Source organism: Streptomyces sp. CA2R106 (genome assembly GCF_037034245.1).
GTDB lineage: Bacteria > Actinomycetota > Actinomycetes > Streptomycetales > Streptomycetaceae > Actinacidiphila.
The window spans coordinates 129,177-144,901 of sequence record NZ_JBAGKC010000018.1 but is presented as its reverse complement, the minus strand read 5'-3'; the positions used below and the strand labels follow the sequence as shown (position 1 = coordinate 144,901).

13 protein-coding genes and 4 pseudogenes are annotated in these 15,725 nt (G+C 70.3%); 12 read left to right on the top strand and 5 right to left on the bottom strand.

Annotation, left to right across the window (positions count from 1 at the left end; all coding sequences use genetic code 11):
- Positions 1–308: 308 nt before the first annotated feature.
- Positions 309–686, bottom strand: coding sequence for a nuclear transport factor 2 family protein (locus WA788_RS23825; protein ID WP_335980605.1), 378 nt, complete (start codon positions 684–686; stop codon positions 309–311).
- Positions 687–843: 157 nt separating this feature from the next.
- Positions 844–1,434, bottom strand: a complete 591-nt coding sequence (locus tag WA788_RS23820) for a DUF421 domain-containing protein (RefSeq protein WP_335980603.1) — start codon at positions 1,432–1,434, stop codon at positions 844–846.
- A gap of 446 nt (positions 1,435–1,880) precedes the next feature.
- Here WA788_RS23820 and WA788_RS23815 point away from each other — a divergent pair, with 446 nt between their 5' ends.
- From WA788_RS23815 to WA788_RS23805, 3 genes and pseudogenes are all read left to right on the top strand, one after another.
- On the top strand, positions 1,881–2,552 hold the full coding sequence (locus WA788_RS23815; RefSeq protein ID WP_335980602.1) for a hypothetical protein: 672 nt from the start codon (positions 1,881–1,883) through the stop codon (positions 2,550–2,552).
- A 24-nt stretch (positions 2,553–2,576) separates the two neighbouring features.
- A pseudogene (locus WA788_RS23810) lies at positions 2,577–2,957 on the top strand (Imm21 family immunity protein); the annotation flags it as partial.
- Between the two features lie 556 nt (positions 2,958–3,513).
- Positions 3,514–3,927, top strand: coding sequence for a DUF2267 domain-containing protein (locus WA788_RS23805; RefSeq protein WP_335980600.1), 414 nt, complete (start codon positions 3,514–3,516; stop codon positions 3,925–3,927).
- 77 nt (positions 3,928–4,004) lie between these two features.
- Here the strand turns inward: WA788_RS23805 and WA788_RS23800 are convergent, their stop codons facing one another.
- Positions 4,005–4,970: an NAD(P)-dependent alcohol dehydrogenase gene (locus tag WA788_RS23800; RefSeq protein ID WP_335980598.1), complete on the bottom strand. Its 966-nt coding sequence runs from the start codon at positions 4,968–4,970 to the stop codon at positions 4,005–4,007.
- 101 nt (positions 4,971–5,071) lie between these two features.
- On the opposite strand from WA788_RS23800, the gene WA788_RS23795 reads away from it, so the two are divergent.
- Positions 5,072–5,752 (top strand): TetR/AcrR family transcriptional regulator, encoded by a 681-nt coding sequence (locus WA788_RS23795; RefSeq protein WP_335980597.1) that lies wholly within the window; start codon positions 5,072–5,074, stop codon positions 5,750–5,752.
- 333 nt (positions 5,753–6,085) lie between these two features.
- Here the strand turns inward: WA788_RS23795 and WA788_RS23790 are convergent, their stop codons facing one another.
- Positions 6,086–6,997, bottom strand: coding sequence for a LysR family transcriptional regulator (locus tag WA788_RS23790; RefSeq protein ID WP_335980596.1), 912 nt, complete (start codon positions 6,995–6,997; stop codon positions 6,086–6,088).
- Between the two features lie 232 nt (positions 6,998–7,229).
- On the opposite strand from WA788_RS23790, the gene WA788_RS23785 reads away from it, so the two are divergent.
- The 7 genes and pseudogenes from WA788_RS23785 to WA788_RS23755 all read left to right on the top strand — a co-directional run bounded on the left by WA788_RS23785 (position 7,230) and on the right by WA788_RS23755 (position 12,106).
- Positions 7,230–7,850, top strand: coding sequence for an NADPH-dependent F420 reductase (locus WA788_RS23785; protein ID WP_335980594.1), 621 nt, complete (start codon positions 7,230–7,232; stop codon positions 7,848–7,850).
- Between the two features lie 60 nt (positions 7,851–7,910).
- Positions 7,911–8,849 carry an SDR family oxidoreductase gene (locus WA788_RS23780; RefSeq protein WP_335980592.1) on the top strand — a complete coding sequence of 313 codons (939 nt, stop codon included), beginning with the start codon at positions 7,911–7,913 and terminating at the stop codon, positions 8,847–8,849.
- Between the two features lie 80 nt (positions 8,850–8,929).
- Complete coding sequence (locus WA788_RS23775; protein WP_335980617.1) at positions 8,930–9,589, top strand: NADPH-dependent F420 reductase; 660 nt, start codon at positions 8,930–8,932, stop codon at positions 9,587–9,589.
- Positions 9,590–9,739: 150 nt separating this feature from the next.
- Positions 9,740–9,917: pseudogene (locus WA788_RS23770) on the top strand (IS5/IS1182 family transposase); the annotation flags it as partial.
- 75 nt (positions 9,918–9,992) lie between these two features.
- Complete coding sequence (locus tag WA788_RS23765) at positions 9,993–10,559, top strand: DUF6924 domain-containing protein (protein ID WP_335980591.1); 567 nt, start codon at positions 9,993–9,995, stop codon at positions 10,557–10,559.
- Between the two features lie 9 nt (positions 10,560–10,568).
- Positions 10,569–11,169, top strand: a pseudogene (locus tag WA788_RS23760) (transposase family protein); the annotation flags it as partial.
- Positions 11,170–11,497: 328 nt separating this feature from the next.
- Positions 11,498–12,106: a YdcF family protein gene (locus WA788_RS23755; RefSeq protein ID WP_335980589.1), complete on the top strand. Its 609-nt coding sequence runs from the start codon at positions 11,498–11,500 to the stop codon at positions 12,104–12,106.
- A 125-nt stretch (positions 12,107–12,231) separates the two neighbouring features.
- Here WA788_RS23755 and WA788_RS23750 read toward each other — a convergent pair whose 3' ends face one another.
- A complete protein-coding gene (locus WA788_RS23750; RefSeq protein ID WP_335980587.1) occupies positions 12,232–12,627 on the bottom strand; it encodes a RidA family protein in 396 nt (131 codons plus the stop codon).
- 436 nt (positions 12,628–13,063) lie between these two features.
- Here WA788_RS23750 and WA788_RS23745 point away from each other — a divergent pair.
- Positions 13,064–15,406: pseudogene (locus tag WA788_RS23745) on the top strand (GH92 family glycosyl hydrolase); the annotation flags it as partial.
- Positions 15,407–15,725 lie beyond the last annotated feature (319 nt).

The following is a 15,725-nucleotide window of genomic DNA, read 5'->3' as shown; positions in this document are numbered from 1 at the left end:
GGTGCTCACCCACGGCTCGGACACCTTCAGGCCGCGCAGGTCCAGCGCTTTCTTCAACACGGCGGGTGGCGCCCACCGATGAGCCGCTGAGGGCTTCCCGTGTTCCCCAGTGGGTCCCGCCGCCAACTGCGGCCGCTTATCGCATGGTTCCCCTGGGGATCGCGGGAATGGCCTCCACGCCGAGGGTTGCATATGTCGCTGTCATTCCGGGCCGCCACAGCGGGTCTTGCCGGCAAACCCACCTTTCGGGCGTAACCGGCGAGGCGTTCTCCGGGTCGGCTCCGAAAGGACCCCGGCCGAGGGACGGTTCAGGAGGCGAACGTCTCGATCTCGCCCGCGAAGACGATGACCTGGTCGATGAGGCTGCGCCGCAGATGGACGACGTCCGTTCCCGCCAGCCGCGGGCCTCCGTCAGGCGTGGTGAAGACCCACTGGTACCGGGCCCACTCGTCCGGCATGTCCACCGCCGAGCAGCGCACCATCGTGCCGGTCCCCGCCGGGTGGCGCCGGATGTCCAGCACGAACCGCTCGACCGCCTCGATCCCCTCGCTGCGACCCAACGGCCCCCAGAAGACCACGTCCGAGGTCAGGGCCTGGGAGAGCAGGTCCGCCACATAGTTGTCGTCCGAGGCGTTGAACGCGGAGATGAACGTGTCGATCGCGGAGCATGCGGTCTCTTCCTGCATGCCCCAGTGATACCAGACCCCTCGCGCCCGCTCGACCCGCGAGCCGCTTTCCGATCACCCACCCGCGTCGCGGAAGCACGGCCTTCGCCGCGGCGGGGCCCCAGGTCGGCCGAGTCGGTCGAGTCGGTCGAGCGAACCGGCCGCGCACGGCGCGGCCTTAGGAGCCCTGGGTGGTGATCCGGGCCTCGAACGCGGTGAGTTCGGCCCTTATCCGGGTGAGCAGCAGGTCGTTCTCGCGCCGCACGTCGTCGATCGTGGCGTCGCGGTACTTCTTGTCGAGCGTGACCACCAGCGCGCCGCCGGGGGAGAGGGTGGCGTCGGTGATCTCGCCGATGTCGTCGGCACCCTGACGGCGGCAGGCGGCCACGACGTCGGCCCGGCGCAGCCCGAGCCGGTGCAGGGACTTCGAGATCACCTGGCCGTCGCGGATCAGCGCGGTGGAGCGTCCTTCGAAGATCCGGACCAGCCGCGGGCAGCGGTTGACCAGGCGGACCATGAGGGAGTTGAGCGCGACCAGGACGACGGCGCCGAGCAGGCCGCCCGTGAGGCTGTTGTCGCTGCCGATGACCGCGTTCTGCACCACGTTGGACAGCAGCAGCATCACGACCAGGTCGAAGCTGTTGAGCTGGGCGAGGTCGCGCTTGCCGGCGACCCGCAGCAGCACCGCCAGCCCGATGTAGACGAGCACGGTGCGCAGGACCTTCTCCGAGGCCGGGATCTGCATGTTCCACAGGTCGTGCCAGATCAACGTCGTGTCCCCTCGCGCCGGTTGGGCCGTGTCCGCCCCGGGAGCAGGGCGCCCCCGGGGTGGACAGCTTGCTGCACCCCGCGCGGGCGGGCAACGACCGCGCGGCGGTCAGCGCCGCAGGCGCGGGTCCGCCAGGCTCCACCAGCCGCCGGCGGGGCCGGTCCGGGCGACCCGTGCGGCCATGCGGCGCGGGTCCGGGCCGTACGACTCCACCCGCGGTACCGGGGGAGGCCGGCCCCGTACCCCTGCGGGTACCTCCGCCCGGCGCCGGGACACGCGACTCCCGGTGCGCGCGGGTCGCCCCGGTGGGACCGTCGGTACGCGCGTGATAGGTCCCCGCGGTATGGGTGTCGGTAGGTTCGGATATTCGGGCGTGCGGAATAGGGCAGCCGGGACGGTGCCACAGGAAGCGCACAGGCATGGGGCCACTGGGTAGCGTCTCCCTGGTGAATCTCAACCTCTTCAACGATGTGCCCGACGGCTTGACCCGGCGAGCCCGATCGTTCGTCCAAGCACACGGCGTCAAGGTCGACATCCGACCCATTGAGGAGCTCAGGAAGTGGTGGCTTGAGCGAGCCATCCCGACGGCGGTCATCGACCGGATGGCGGCCTATGAAGAGCGGTGGGGTGGCCTCGTTCTGCCACCTTCAGCGCAGTACGACGGCGGACCTAGGTATCTCGAAGCGGACTCACCTGAAGGCTCACCCTCAGATGGGTGGTGGTTCGAAGCCGGGATGCAGCGGACCGCGGTCCCTTACTCGTTCATGATCGGGCCGTCCGGTGAGTTCGGTATTCACTCAGGCCAGTGGGTGCCCCTCCACGCGACCATTGAGGGCTGGGTGGAGTCGCTCACTCTGACACACCACGCCTCCGTGTGCGCGCAGCAGATCGTCAAGGTCACCGGTGACGATGTCGATGGCATCGTTCTGGACGGATACGAGCCAGTGCGCGAAGTGATGGGCCTGTCCGACACGTGGTGGCGCGGAGCCGACTCGCTGGTGGCGGTCTACTCAGGGGAGGCCAAGGCTCTCTCCTTCCCGCGGGGCCGGACTGCGTTGATCTACTCAGGTCTGGATGAGTGGGGCCTGCGAGGAGGCGTCAAGGACAGCGACAGCTGATGACCTCAGGAGCAGACTGATCACATGACCGCGTCTCACAACGCCTCTCGTCACGTCCATGCCGATCTTGCTTGGGTGCAGTCGATGGGCGGCACATTGATCGCGATCCCAGCTTCTGCGCTGGAGCAGTGGGGCGGATGCACGGAAGACGGAGTCATCGTCGGCGGAACTGATGTTCCTGATGACTACGACCGTGCATGTGACGTGGAGGGCTGGGCTGGGATCGTCGAGGTCGGCACCGAGGGGGCCGGGCTGGTGTTGGCCGACGAGCCCGCCACGACCTGCTACCTCCCTGAGCAGAACATTTTCCTCCGATGGCTTGCCGCCGACTCAGATGTCGAACTCCTCGGTGCCGCCGAAGCTGTCTTGGGGGACTCCACAACCGACTGGGAGGACTGTGGGGTCTGGGAGACCGATGGGGCAGCGATCCTCCTGGACTCTGCCGTAGCCGGAGCTGACCTGGCCGTGGAATACCCGGATCGGGGGCGGCTTGCCGGAGCAAGCCCAAATTTCCGTGCCGGCAGGACGCTGGCGCGTGCGCGCTTTTCACAAGACAGGCGACTTTCCGTGGGTGGGAATTGTCCAGCTCCTTCCTGTGCCGTCGGTCTCAGCTGTCTGATCGGCGGGCAACGACCGCGCGGCGGTCAGCGCCACAGGCGCGGGTCCGCCAGGCTCCACCAGCCGCCGGCGGGGCCGGTCCGGGTGACCCGTGCGGCCATGCGGCGCGGGTCCGGGCCGTACGACTCCACCCGCGGCACCGGCGGAGGCCGGCCCCGTACCCCCTGCCGGTACCTCCGCCCGGCGCCGGGAAACGCGACTCCCGGTACGCGCGTGATAGGTCCCCGCGGTATGGGTACCCGCAGGGTGTACGTACGTGCCCCCCGTGCGGGTCGGCACCACGGGTGCCCGTACGTCCTGCGGATCGGGGCGGGGCCCGCACCCGGCGACCGAGGGAGGATCGATGCAGCACGACCAGATCATTGGCAAGGTGCAGGCGCTCGCCCAGCTGCCGGACCGGGGGTCCGCCGAACGCGCCGCCACGGCGGTCCTGCGCACCCTCGGCGAACGCGTCTCCCCGGGACTGGCCCGGCACGTCGCCGCGCAACTGCCGCCCGACCTGGCGGTCTGCCTGCGGACGGCCGCGCAGGACGCGGTCGGGGAAGGGCGCGACCGCGGCTCGGGGGAGAAGTTCGACCTGCCGGTCTTCGCCGGACGGGTGGCGGGGCGGGCCGGCGTGCCGGACGACGCGGCGCTGCGCGACACGGGCGCCGTCCTGGAGGTGCTGGACGGCGCGCTGTCCCCGGAGTTGATGGACAAGGTGACCGCCGACCTGTCAGCGGACTTCGCACCGCTCCTCCCCTCAGGCCGCGCCTGAGCACGGGGCCGGGGCCCGCAAGCGGGGACCCGCCGCGGTCCGAACCCGTCGTGGGGACCGCGGGCCCGTAAATCGCCCTACGCGACCCTGACCACGTACTTGCCCTGGACACCGCCCGCCTCCAGCGCCTGGTGTGCCGCTGCCGTCTCCTCCAGGGGGAAGACCGTGTCCACCGCGGGGCGCAGCCGGCCCTCGACCACATGGCGGGCGAGGTCGTCGAAGTCCGCTTGCGTGGGGTTGCCGCTGAAGAAGCGCACCCGGCGGTGTCCGTGGACCGTGCTGGCCGCGAGGTAGCCGAGCGACGCGGCGGGCCGTTGCAGGTCGAAGGCGATGGTGACCATGCGCCCGCCGGGATTCAGCAGCCGCCGGAAGGCCCCCAGGTCGGTCCCCGCGGTGTCCACGACCACGTCGAAGCGGCCCAACTCCGCCGGCCGCACGGTCCGGTGGTCGACGGCCTTGTGCGCGCCGAGCCCGCGGACGAAGTCGAGGTTGGCTGCGCGGGCCAGCGCCGTGACCTCCGCGCCGTACGCCCGTCCGAGCTGGACGGCGGCGTTGCCGACACCGCCCGCCGCGCCCCGGACGAGGAGCCGTTCGCCGGGGCGTAGCCGGGCTTTGTCCCGCAGCGCGGTGACGGCCGTGGTGGCCACCGGCAGCGCGGCGGCATCCACCAGGTCAAGGCCGTCGGGGACCCGGCCGACCCGCTCGGCGGGTACGGTCACGTACTCGGCGGCGCTGCCGAACCCGGAGGCGCGGCCCAAGACCCCCCATACGCGGTCGCCGGCCGCGAACCGTGTGACCCCGGCCCCCAGCGCGGCGGCCTCGCCGGTGAAGTCCAGGCCGACGCGCTTGGGGAACTTCCGGCCGCTCAGGAGGCGGAGGCGGCCGGCGCGGACCGCCAGTTCGCCGCCGTTGACGCTGAACGCGCGCACCTTCACCAGGACCTCCCCGGGGGCCGGCTCAGGGATGGGCACGCGCCCCGTGTAGAGCACGTCGGGGCCGCCGTAGCGGTCGTAGAGCACTGCCTTCATCATGCGGTCGGTCATCGTTCTGCCTTTGCCGCCGGGGGCCGTACGGGGATCTGGCACCGACCGTAAGCTCTCAAGTGGACGCAATCGTCCGCTTGGACCGGAAGCGAGAGACAGTGATGGCGGAATCCTCTCGGATCACAGCCCGGGACGGGGTGCGGGCGGACGCCCGGCGCAACCGGGAGCGGGTCCTCGTCGCCGCCCGTGCGGTCTTCGCCGAGCACGGGATCGACGCCCCGATGGCGACCGTGGCCCGGCGGGCCGGGGTCGGCGTGGCGACGCTGTACCGGCATTTCCCGACCCGGGACGCCCTGGTGAGAGGCGCGTTCGCGCAGCAGATGGAGACCTGCGCGCGGGCGCTCACCGAGGCGCTGGCCGCCCCTGACCCGTGGCAGGGTTTCCAGCACCTGGTCGAGACGGTCTGCGCCCTGCAACGGGAGGAACGCGGGTTCCCGGCCGCGTTCGTCGCGGCCTTCCCGGACAGCACGTCGGAACACGCGCAGTACCGGCAACGCGCCGAGCGGGACTTCACGACCCTGGTACGCAGGGCCCAGGCGTCGGGCGCGCTGCGGGCCGATTTCCACCCGTCCGACCTCGCTGTGGTCCTGTTGGCGCACTGCGGTCTGGTGACCGCGCTACCGGATGACGGTGCGGCGTCCCGGCGCCTGGTGGCGTATGTGCTCCAGTCGTTCCGCGCCGACCCGGCCGGCGAACCGCTGCCCCCGCCGAGTGCGCTGACCCTGCGCAGCTTCCCGATGGCAGCTGACAGTCCCCAGGGGCAGCGGTCCCGCAGGGCCTGACAGGAAGCGCTGCCTGCGGCAGGGCACATCGGGGGCCCTGCCCGGGCCGTCCGCCGCGGTGATCCCGTCCCGCGCGACGCGACGCCGCGATCGCCGACCGATTGCTGAACGAGGGCGCCTTCGTGACGATCTTCGGGCGACGCGCGGGAAAGGCCACCGCGGCCGTTGACGATGCACCCGGCGCGAAGTCGTCGGTGACTGAGTCGGTGACTGAAGCGTCCCGGGGCTGTCGCCGCGTGGCCGCGGGCATCTGGTCGTCGTCGGACATGCCGGTCAGGCGCGGATGAGCGGCCGTGTGCTCCTTGTCGGCGCTGCTGTTGTCAGCCGAACTGCTCAACCGTGCTCGGCAACGGCATCGCCCCTGCGCTGCCACATTTCATAGTTCCCACATTCTGCCGTGATCTCGGCTGCCGCCTGAGCCGCGGTGAAGAAGTCGTTGAGTACCGGCGAGACGCGTGATGCCGCCACCGCGAGGCACACCTGGTCGGGCGCCAGATCCGGGACGGGCACGTACGTGACGTCCGGATGCGAGTAGAACACGGTCGCCGAACGGGCCAGGTACGAGATGCCCCGGCCGGCCGCGACGTGCTCGAGCGTCTCGTCCACTCCGCGCGCCAGGTACCCGGCGTCAGGGTGCGGGCGCCTGGTGGGCTGCGTGCTCGGGTCGGCATGCCAGACCAGCGGCTCACCGGCCAGGTCGGTCTCGGATACTTTTTCCTTGCCGGCCAATCGGTGGCCGGCGGGCAGCACCGCCACCCGCGGCTCGGCGTAGAGCGGGGCGACGCGCAGGCCGGCCTCCTCTATGGGCAGCCGCACATAGCCGACGTCGATGCGGCCGTCGAGCAGCATCGGGGCCTGGTCGTCCCACTCGATCCGCTGCACGTCCACCAGAACGTCCGGGTGCCGGGCGGCGAACAGTTGTACCGCCGGGGCGACCGCGATGCCGGCCCGGAAGCCGACCATCAGCCGCTGGCTGCCCCGCGCGGCCACGGTCACCCGGCGGCGGGCGGCGTGCGCGGAGGCCAGCAGCGGACCGGCGTCGGTCAGTAGTTGTCGGCCCGCGTCGGTCAGCGTTACGCCGTGGCGATCCCTGGTGAACAGCGAGGCGCCGAGGTCCTGCTCGAGCGCGCGGATCTGTCGACTGAGCACCGGCTGCGCGATATGGAGTTCATCGGCGGCGCGGCCGAAGTGCAACTGGTCGGCCACGGCGACGAAGTAGCGCAGTTTGCGCAGATCCAGATCCATGGCGCCCTCCCGGTCCGGTGATGCCTCCAAGGTATCACCCCGACTGAAGGAAGTATTGGACGCCCAGTCAGGCCAATGGCAGCCTGAATACGTACCCGATGGGGGGCGAAGCGAATTCGGCGCAAGAATTCGATATGGGGGATTGGTAGCAGGGCGCAGGCTCGGAATGGTCGCATCGGGAACTGAGTGGCGTCCATCGCGTTTTATCCGGCTTCAGAAAGCAGGCACACCAGTGAGCAGCATCAGCGTTATCGGTCTGGGGAACATGGCCGGCGCCCTGGCCGGCCGGGCGCTCGCCGGCGGCAACGCCGTCGAGATCATCGGCCGCGACCCGGTCAAAGCCAAGGAAACGGCCGCAGCGCTCGGCGGCGCCACTGTCGGGACAGCCGGCGCCTCCCCGGCCGGGGACATCGTTGTCCTTGCCGTGCCGTACGCCAGCGCGGTGGCGGTGGTGAGCGAGTACGGGGACGCACTACAGGGCAAGGTCATCATCGACATCACCAACCCCGTCTCCCCGGATTCCCAGGGCCTTGCCACCCCCGACGGCACTTCCGGCGCGCAGGAGATCGCCAAGGCCGCCCCGGCCGGCGCGCACGTCGTGAAGGCGTTCAACACCGTCTTCGGCCACATGCTGGCGCAGGGCAACCCGCTGGACGTGCTCATCGCCGGCGACGACGCCGAGGCCAAGGCGACGGTGTCGGCGTTCATCAAGAGCCTCGGGTTGAAGCCGATGGACACCGGCCCCCTGGCCATGGCGCGCTGGCTGGAGGGAACGGGCCTGGTGATGATCGGCCTGGGCCGCAATGGCGCGGGGAGCTTCGACTTCACCCTCGGCGTCAACACGTCTGCCTGAGCGCGCCCGCACCACCACTTCTCGCGCCCTATCGATATATCAATCACAAGGACCAGTAGCATGCGCGTTTTCGTCACTGGCGGGACCGGCCATTCCGGTTCGTACATCGTCCCCGAGCTCATCGCCGCCGGGCACGAGGTCACCGGCCTGGCCCGATCGGACACAGCAGCGGCGGAGCTGTCCGCGCTCGGCGCGAAGGTGCGCCGCGGCGACCTCCAGGATCTCGACGGGCTCAAGGAGGCGGCCGCGGACTCCGACGGCGTCATCCACGTCGCGCACAGGCAGGACCTGCTTCCGTCCGGCGGGATCGACGCCGTGGCCGCCGCGGAGCTCCCGGTCATGCTCGCGTACGGCGAGGCACTGGCGGGAACCGGAAAGCCGCTGGTCGCAGCGGGGAGCATCGGCTCGCCCGGGCAGCACCTGGGCCGGCCGGCCACCGAGGAGGACCCGGCCCTTCCCGGCGGCGATGAGTACAAGGGCACCCTGCGGGTTCGTAACGTCGTGGAAACCGCCGTAATCGGCCTCGCCGAGCGGGGAGTGCGGTCTTCGGTCGTGCGGATTGCCAACATCGCGCACAGCACGACCGACCGTACCGGCTTCCTCCCCACGCTGATCGCGCTCGCGAAGGAGAAGGGCGTCGTCGGCTACCCCGGCGACGGCGCGAACCTGTGGAACGCCGTGCACATCCGCGACGTCGCCTCCTTGTTCCGCTTGGCGCTGGAGAAGGGGCCCGCCGGCAAGTACTGGCACGCGGTCGGGGACGGGGCCATCCCGTTCCGCGAGATCGCCGAGGCCATCGGGGGCCGTCTGGGCCTGCCCGCCGTGAGCATTCCCGCGGACGTCCTGATGGTGCCAGGATATTTCGGGTTCCTCGCGAACATCGTCACGCAGAACTACCCGGCGTCCAACCACATCACCCGCCGGACCCTGGGATGGGAACCCGCTCAACCCAGCCTGCTCGCCGATTTGGACAACGGACACTACTTCTCCGCCGGCTGACGGCGGGTACGCGAATCGCAACGAGCCGGAAAATAACAAGGGTTCGGCTCTTCTGGAGGGACGCTGAGAATATGACGACGGTGGGATTCATCGGAAGCGGATACATCGGCAGTACCATCGCGCGGCTCGCCGTCGAGGCCGGGCACCAGGTCGTGCTCAGCAACTCGCGCGGTCCCGAAACGCTCGCGGACACGGCCGCGGAACTGGGGCCGCGGGCGTCCGCGGCGACGAGCGGGGAGGCCGCGGCGGCCGGTGACATCGTCGTGGTCACGGTGCCGGTCAAGGCCTTCCCCAACGTGCCTGCCGCGCCACTGGCCGGGAAGACGGTCGTCGACACGTGCAACTACGGCCCCGAGCGTGACGGTCATATCCCCGAGCTCGACAGCAAGTCGCTGACCTCGAGCGAGCTGCTTCTGCGGTACATCCCGGACGCCATGCTCGTGAAAGCGTTCAACAACATCTTCTTCAAGCACCTGCTGTCACTCGCCCGCCCGGCGGGGGCGGCCGACCGCTCCTACCTGCCGATCGCCGGGGACTGTGCGCCGGCGAAGGCGGCGGTGACCGAATTCATCGAATCCATCGGGTACAGCGTGGTGGACGCGGGACCGCTGGCCGACAGCTGGCGGCAGGCGACGGACACGCCGGTGTGGGGGACTCCGTACGGGCCGGCCTCGAACGAGAAGGGCCGGCCGGTCAGCGAGGACGCCATCCGCGCGGCAATGGCCACCGCGACGCGGTAACCGCAAGTCGGCGCGGGCCCGACAACATCGAACCCGACACTGAGCCCTTTCCAACCTGGCAGCTGAGCAGGTCAGTTGGGCTGGCAGACAGGTGAAGCCCCTGGTAGATGGGTTTTCGACCAAGAAATCCGTCTCCACCAGGGGCTTCGTGTGCTTGTCTACCCGTCGGGCGTCGACGTGTCCAGCTCTTCCCTTTCGCTTCTTGTCCGCCAGGCTCCGCCAGCACCGCCGGGAGCTCGGCACTCGGTGGAGGCGTCTGAGCCCGGGGCGGCAAGCTCTGCTCACCCTCGCCTACCTTCGCAACGGCCATCCGTACGCCCAGGAAGCAACGCTGAAAACGCTCAATGTTGAGCAAATAGTCAATTCCCTTTACGGTCGCACTGCACGCCCGTAGAGTGTGGGCGTGGATCATAACCGGCGATCGGTGCACCTGCCCCGAACTGAGACCGCCCCTGTCATCCGGACCGAATTCAACGATGCTGCCGGCTGGGCGCTTTTGATGCAAGCCATGGAAACGCCCATCACCTACACCGAGGACTCACAGAACGTTTCCGACTACGAGCAGGCTATTTCACACATCACCCTGATCGACCAGGCCGAGTATCAAGGCATACTGTCTGATGCGGTACTCGCCGCCGCCCCCGATACAGGCCATGACCTGCCGTACGACCACCTCTACCTGGTCGACGCAGAAACCTACGCCTCTGACGATCTGCGTCTGCTCGGCATTGACATCAGCGTGTACGGATTCGATCGCTTCGCACCGTTCCGTGTTCCGGCCCTACAAGTGGCCAACATTGAAGTAAACGATCAGCTGGGCAATCTGTCTTTCGTCGAGTTCAGTGATATCCCTTGGTCGGAAATCAGGATACATGCGGCGGGGCCAGGCACGGAGATATTTGAGAAGTTCCGTCAGATCAACAGAGCAAAGGGGGCGCCAACTGACCGTGCCGCGCCCTGGCAGTCGTAGTACCCAGGGCTGATTCAAAGTCCCGGTGATCACGTGGCGTCGCTGGCCAGGGTAGGTGAGCGCCGGTGCAAACTCCCGCCGCACCAACGTGCCCTGGTCGCACTCGTGTACCTGCGTCGTCACGAGACTCTCGGCCGGATCGCCAGAGCCTTCGGGATATCCACCCCCGCCTACGTCGCCGCGGTCACCACCCTGCTCGCCGAGTAGGCACCGGGCCTGCTGAAGACGCTGCGCGGGAGGGACCCGGACTTCGTCCTCCTGGACGGCACCCTCGGAGAGTGTGATCGCGTCCACGACGGCAAGGCGGACTACTCCTCGAAACACCGACGGCATGGGGAAAACGTGCAGGTCGTCGCCGACCAGGCCGGGGAGATCCTCTGGCTGTCGCCGGCACTGCCGGGCCGGACCCACGACCTGACAGCCGCCCGCACCCACAAGATCCTCCGGATCTGCGAACGGCAGGGCGTCCCGATCCTCGCCGACATGGCCTACATCGGAGGAGGCGACTGGGTCACCGCCGCCAAGCGCCGCCCCGCCAGGTGGTGAACTCACACCCACCCAACGGGCCAGGAACCGGGCCCTGTCTGCGGCCCGGGCACCCGTCGAACGAGCGCCAGGATGGCCGGGCGGGGCGGGTGCGGCGCCGTGCTGCTGCATGAGCGCGACGACGAGCGGTCCGCGATGGTGCTGGAGCGGTTCAGCCGTCGACCCTGGCGGATGTCGGGGACGGCGACGAGTTGGTGGGGTCGCCGGGCGGCTCGGCGAACTCCTCTGGTATCGCGGTCATCCCGGCGCCCTACGCGCCAACTCGCCTTAGCCAGCCAGCCAGCCAGCCAGCCAGCCAGCCACCCAGCCGGCCCAGGCCGACCGCTGCCGTCGCCCGGCAGACCCCCACTACGAAGACCTTGATCTACGGGCTGGAGTACTAGAGTCGGCGCATGCGAGGGAGGACGGGGCTCGCGCTGGGCGGGGCCGCTGCGGTGCTGGCCTGGGGTGAGTGGGTGAACTGGCGCTGGTCGCGGGCCCTGGTGGGGGTCGACGGGGGCGGGGGCGGGGCCGAAGCCGTGGTCGTGCTGGGTTACCGGAACCGGCGGCCGACGGCGAACTTCGTCAACCGCTGGCGCGTTCGCGCCGGAATTCGCTCCGTCGACGCGGGCGGTGCGCGGGAAACGCGCGTCATCTTCAGCGGTGGTGCGGCCGTCGGCCCCACCGCCGAGGCCCAGTTGATGGCCGGCTACGCGACCTCGGTGCTCGGGTTCGACGGCACGGTGCTCCTCGAAGACCGGAGCACGACGACCTGGGAGAACATCACGAACGTGATCCCGCTGCTGGAGGATGCCGACCGCATCAAGATCGTCTCCCAGCCGGCGCACGCGCTCAAGGCGCGGGCGTATCTGCGGCGCCGGCGCCCCGATCTTGCCCAGCGGCTCGTGCGGGCGGATGACTACCGGCCCGGCGAGTGGCTGCTCGGCAAACCGCTGCTGGGCCTGTACGGGCTGTGGGCACTTCGCGGACTCACGGCCGAGGAGCGGAAGGCCGCGCCGTAGGAAGCCGCTGCTAGGTCGCCGCCGGGCCTATGACGCCCCGGTCCTGTGCGGCACCTTCCCGCGGCTGCCCTCCGCGCAGGTGCGGCCGCGGCGAACCCCGCGGCGCGGCCCGGGGGTACGGTCCGTCAGGCCGTGCCCGGTACGACGGCCAGCGCGTCGATCTCGACCCGGAAGTCCGGGTGCACCAGGCCGGCGACCTTCACCAGGGAGGAGGCGGGCGGGTGTTCCGCGTCCTGGTGCTCGTCCCGGACCTTGCGGAACGCGGCCAGGTCGGCCAGGTCGGTGAGGTAGACCGTCAGTTTGACCACGTGCTCCAGGCCGGAGCCCGCCGCCTCCAGCGCGGTGGCCAGGTTCGCGTAGACCTGCCGGACCTGCGCCTCGGCGTCCCCCTTGCCGACCGGATTGCCGTCGCCGTCCGCCGGGACCTGGCCCGATACGGCGACCATCGTGCCGGAGAAGGCGACCGAGTGGCTGTAGCCGTTGACGGGCGGTGCGCCGTCGGGGCGGGTGAAGTGCTCCATGCCTCACGATCATGCCACGGCCGCTCGACGGCGTCCGGGAAACGGCCCCTGGACCCCGGGGAGGCCAGGGGAGACCCAGGGCGCCCCGGGGAGACCCGAGTTGCGGCCCCCGGCTCCCCCCGGCTCCCCGCCCCCCGGCTCTTCGCGCCCCCGCGCCCCCGCCCTTCCGTCCCCCCGGCCCCCGCAACCCCCCGCTCCCCAACGGCTCTGCCGCCACCCCCCAACAGGGCCGAAAACCCTCCACAGGAGGACCTGAAACGCTATCGACGCCACCCCCACACCCCCTTCCTGAAGCCCCGTCAGGCCCCGAACGCTTGACGCGGCGCCCCTTCGTCGCCAGGATTCCAGTCATTCTTGGCATGCCCCGCGCCGCGGATTCACTCAGGCTCGGCCTGTATGGAGAGCTGACAACGTTGTCAGAGAAGTGGAGTACACGATGACCCGACGGACGCGGCTGCGAAGAGCGGCCACCGCGATGGTGTTCGCGCTCGCCGCGGCCTGCGCGGCGGCCCTCCCGGCCCAGGCGGCGTCGGCCGGCACCGCGAGCACGAGCGGCGACCTGACCCACCTGGTGAACCCGTTCATCGGCAGCCAGGACGACGGCAACACCTACCCCGGCGCGGCCGTGCCCTTCGGCATGGTCCAGCTCTCCCCGGACACCGGCCACAACACCGGCTACGACTACAACCAGAACCACATCCTCGGCTTCAGCTCGGTGCACCTGTCCGGCGTCGGCTGCGGCCTCGGCGGCGACCTGCCGGTGCTGCCCACCACCGGCGACATCACCAGCACCGACGACGCGGTGTACGCGGCCCCCTTCAGCCACGACGACGAGAGCGCGTCGCCCGGCTCCTACCAGGTGAAGCTGGGCACCGGCATCACCGCCGAGCTGACCGCGACCACCCGCACCGGCTGGCAGCGCTACACCTTCCCGGCCACCGACAAGGCCAACGTCCTGCTCAACAGCGGCCAGGCGCTGCACAAGGTGACCTCCAGCACCGTGACCGTGCTGGACGACCACACCGTCCTGACCGCCATCACCGGCAGCGGCTTCTGCCAGGACACCAAGCCGTACACCCTCTACACCGAGACCCGCTTCGACCGGCCCTTCGCCTCCTACGGCACCTGGAACGGCGCCACCGTCACCGCGGGCAGCGCCAAGTCCACCTCCACCGGCCGCGGCGGCGCCTACGTGCGGTTCGACACCACCAAGGACCGCAGCGTCACCGCGGTGACCTCGCTGTCGTGGACCGGGGCGGCCGGCGCCGCGAAGAACCTCGCCGCCGAGGGCGGCGGCAGCTTCGACCACGCCCGCGACGCCGCCCAGCAGGCGTGGCAGGACCGGCTCGCGCAGATCCGGGTGAGCGGCGGCACCGACGAGCAGCAGCGCACCTTCTACTCGTCGCTGTACCGGTCCTTCCTCGCGCCGAACGTCGGCGACGACGTGGACGGCCGCTACACCGGCTGGGACGGCAAGGTGCACGCCGCGAACGGCATCACCTACTACCAGAACTGGTCGCTGTGGGACACCTACCGCACCCAGGAGCAGTTGCTGTCGCTGCTGGCGCCGCGCGAGTCCCGGGACATGGCGCTGTCGCTGCTGCGGGTGGCCGACGAGAGCGGGCAGCTGCCGCGCTGGGGCTACGGCACCGTCGAGACGAACATCATGACCGGCGACCCGGTCACCCCGTTCCTGGTGGACGCCTACCGGCAGGGCCTGCTGAAGGGCCATGAGGAGGAGGCGTACCGGGTGCTGAAGCAGCACGTCGACCACGCGGCGCCCGACTCCTCGCCGTCGGCCGACCGCCAGGCCGACGCGGAGTACCTGGCCAGTGGCTACGTGCCCTACGACCCGACCCGGCCGCAGACCAAGCCCGGTGACGACGACTACCAGCACGGCCCGTCCGCGACCCTCGAGTACGCGCTGGCCGACGCCGCCCTCGGCGGCATGGCACGCGACCTCGGGCACACCGCCGACGCGAAGAAGTACCTGACCCGCGGCCAGAACTACCGCAGCATCCTCAACCCGGCGACCGGCTTCTTCCAGGCGCGCGACACCGACGGCGCGTTCGTCGGCCCGACCGACCCCGCCTCCAGCGTCGGCTTCCACGAGGGCACGTCCTGGCAGTACATGTGGCTGGTGCCGCAGGACCTGCCCGGCCTGGTCGACCAGATCGGCGGCACCGACGCCGCCAACTCCCGGCTGGACTCGTTCTTCGCCTACGACCAGCTGCTGAAGGACCCGGCCGGCACCGCGCGGGACGTCTGGGTCAACGGCCCCTACTCGTACTACAACCAGGACAAGTACAACCCGCAGAACGAGCCCGACCTGAGCGCGCCGTACACGTACCTGTCCACCGGGCAGCCGTGGAAGACCACCGACGTGGTGCACGCCGCGCTGACGCTGTTCACGAACGCGCCCAACGGCGTCACCGGCAACGACGACCTCGGCACGATGTCCGCCTGGCAGGTGCTCTCCGCGATCGGCATCTACCCGATGGCGCCGGGCACCGACGAGTGGGGCGTGTCCACGCCGCTGTTCGACCGGGTGGACCTCAGCCTGGACCGGTCGGCGTACCCGACCGGGAAGCTGACCATCACCGCGCCCGGCAGCAGCGACAGCAACCGCTACATCCAGTCCGCCAGCCTCGGCGGCAAGAAGCTGGCGCACACCTACATCACCACCGCCGACATCAAGGCCGGCAAGAACATCGCCCTCACGCTCGGCACCTCGCCCTCGTCCTGGGGCACCGCCGCCTCCGACGCCCCGCCGGCGCTGGACCACGTGCAGGACAACCGGCGGCACACCGCGGCGGCCGCCACCCCGGCCGCGCCCGGCATCCTCGCCGGCGCCGACGCCACCGAGGTGGACCTGTCCGCGGTGCTGTCCGGGCCCGGCACGGTGTCCGGCTCGGTGAGCGTGACGGCCGCGAAGCCGCTCAAGGTCGACCCGGCGAGCGCCCGCTTCACGGTCGTGTCGAAGTCGCTGCCGGCCACCCACGTGGTGCCGCTGCACGTCTCCGCGCCCGCCGGCACACCCGACGGCACCTACCCGGTGACGGTGAAGGTCAAGCAGGCCGGCGGCCCGACCGCGACCC

What these genes read in the sequence shown, in the direction of transcription:
- WA788_RS23825 (WP_335980605.1), bottom strand. Translation starts at nt 686, where the DNA reads ATGCAGGAAGAGACCGCATGCTCCGCGATCGACACGTTCATCTCCGCG.
- WA788_RS23805 (WP_335980600.1), top strand. Translation starts at nt 3,514, where the DNA reads ATGCAGCACGACCAGATCATTGGCAAGGTGCAGGCGCTCGCCCAGCTG.
- WA788_RS23800 (WP_335980598.1), bottom strand. Translation starts at nt 4,970, where the DNA reads ATGACCGACCGCATGATGAAGGCAGTGCTCTACGACCGCTACGGCGGC.
- WA788_RS23795 (WP_335980597.1), top strand. Translation starts at nt 5,072, where the DNA reads ATGGCGGAATCCTCTCGGATCACAGCCCGGGACGGGGTGCGGGCGGAC.
- WA788_RS23790 (WP_335980596.1), bottom strand. Translation starts at nt 6,997, where the DNA reads ATGGATCTGGATCTGCGCAAACTGCGCTACTTCGTCGCCGTGGCCGAC.
- WA788_RS23780 (WP_335980592.1), top strand. Translation starts at nt 7,911, where the DNA reads ATGCGCGTTTTCGTCACTGGCGGGACCGGCCATTCCGGTTCGTACATC.
- WA788_RS23755 (WP_335980589.1), top strand. Translation starts at nt 11,498, where the DNA reads ATGCGAGGGAGGACGGGGCTCGCGCTGGGCGGGGCCGCTGCGGTGCTG.
- WA788_RS23750 (WP_335980587.1), bottom strand. Translation starts at nt 12,627, where the DNA reads ATGGAGCACTTCACCCGCCCCGACGGCGCACCGCCCGTCAACGGCTAC.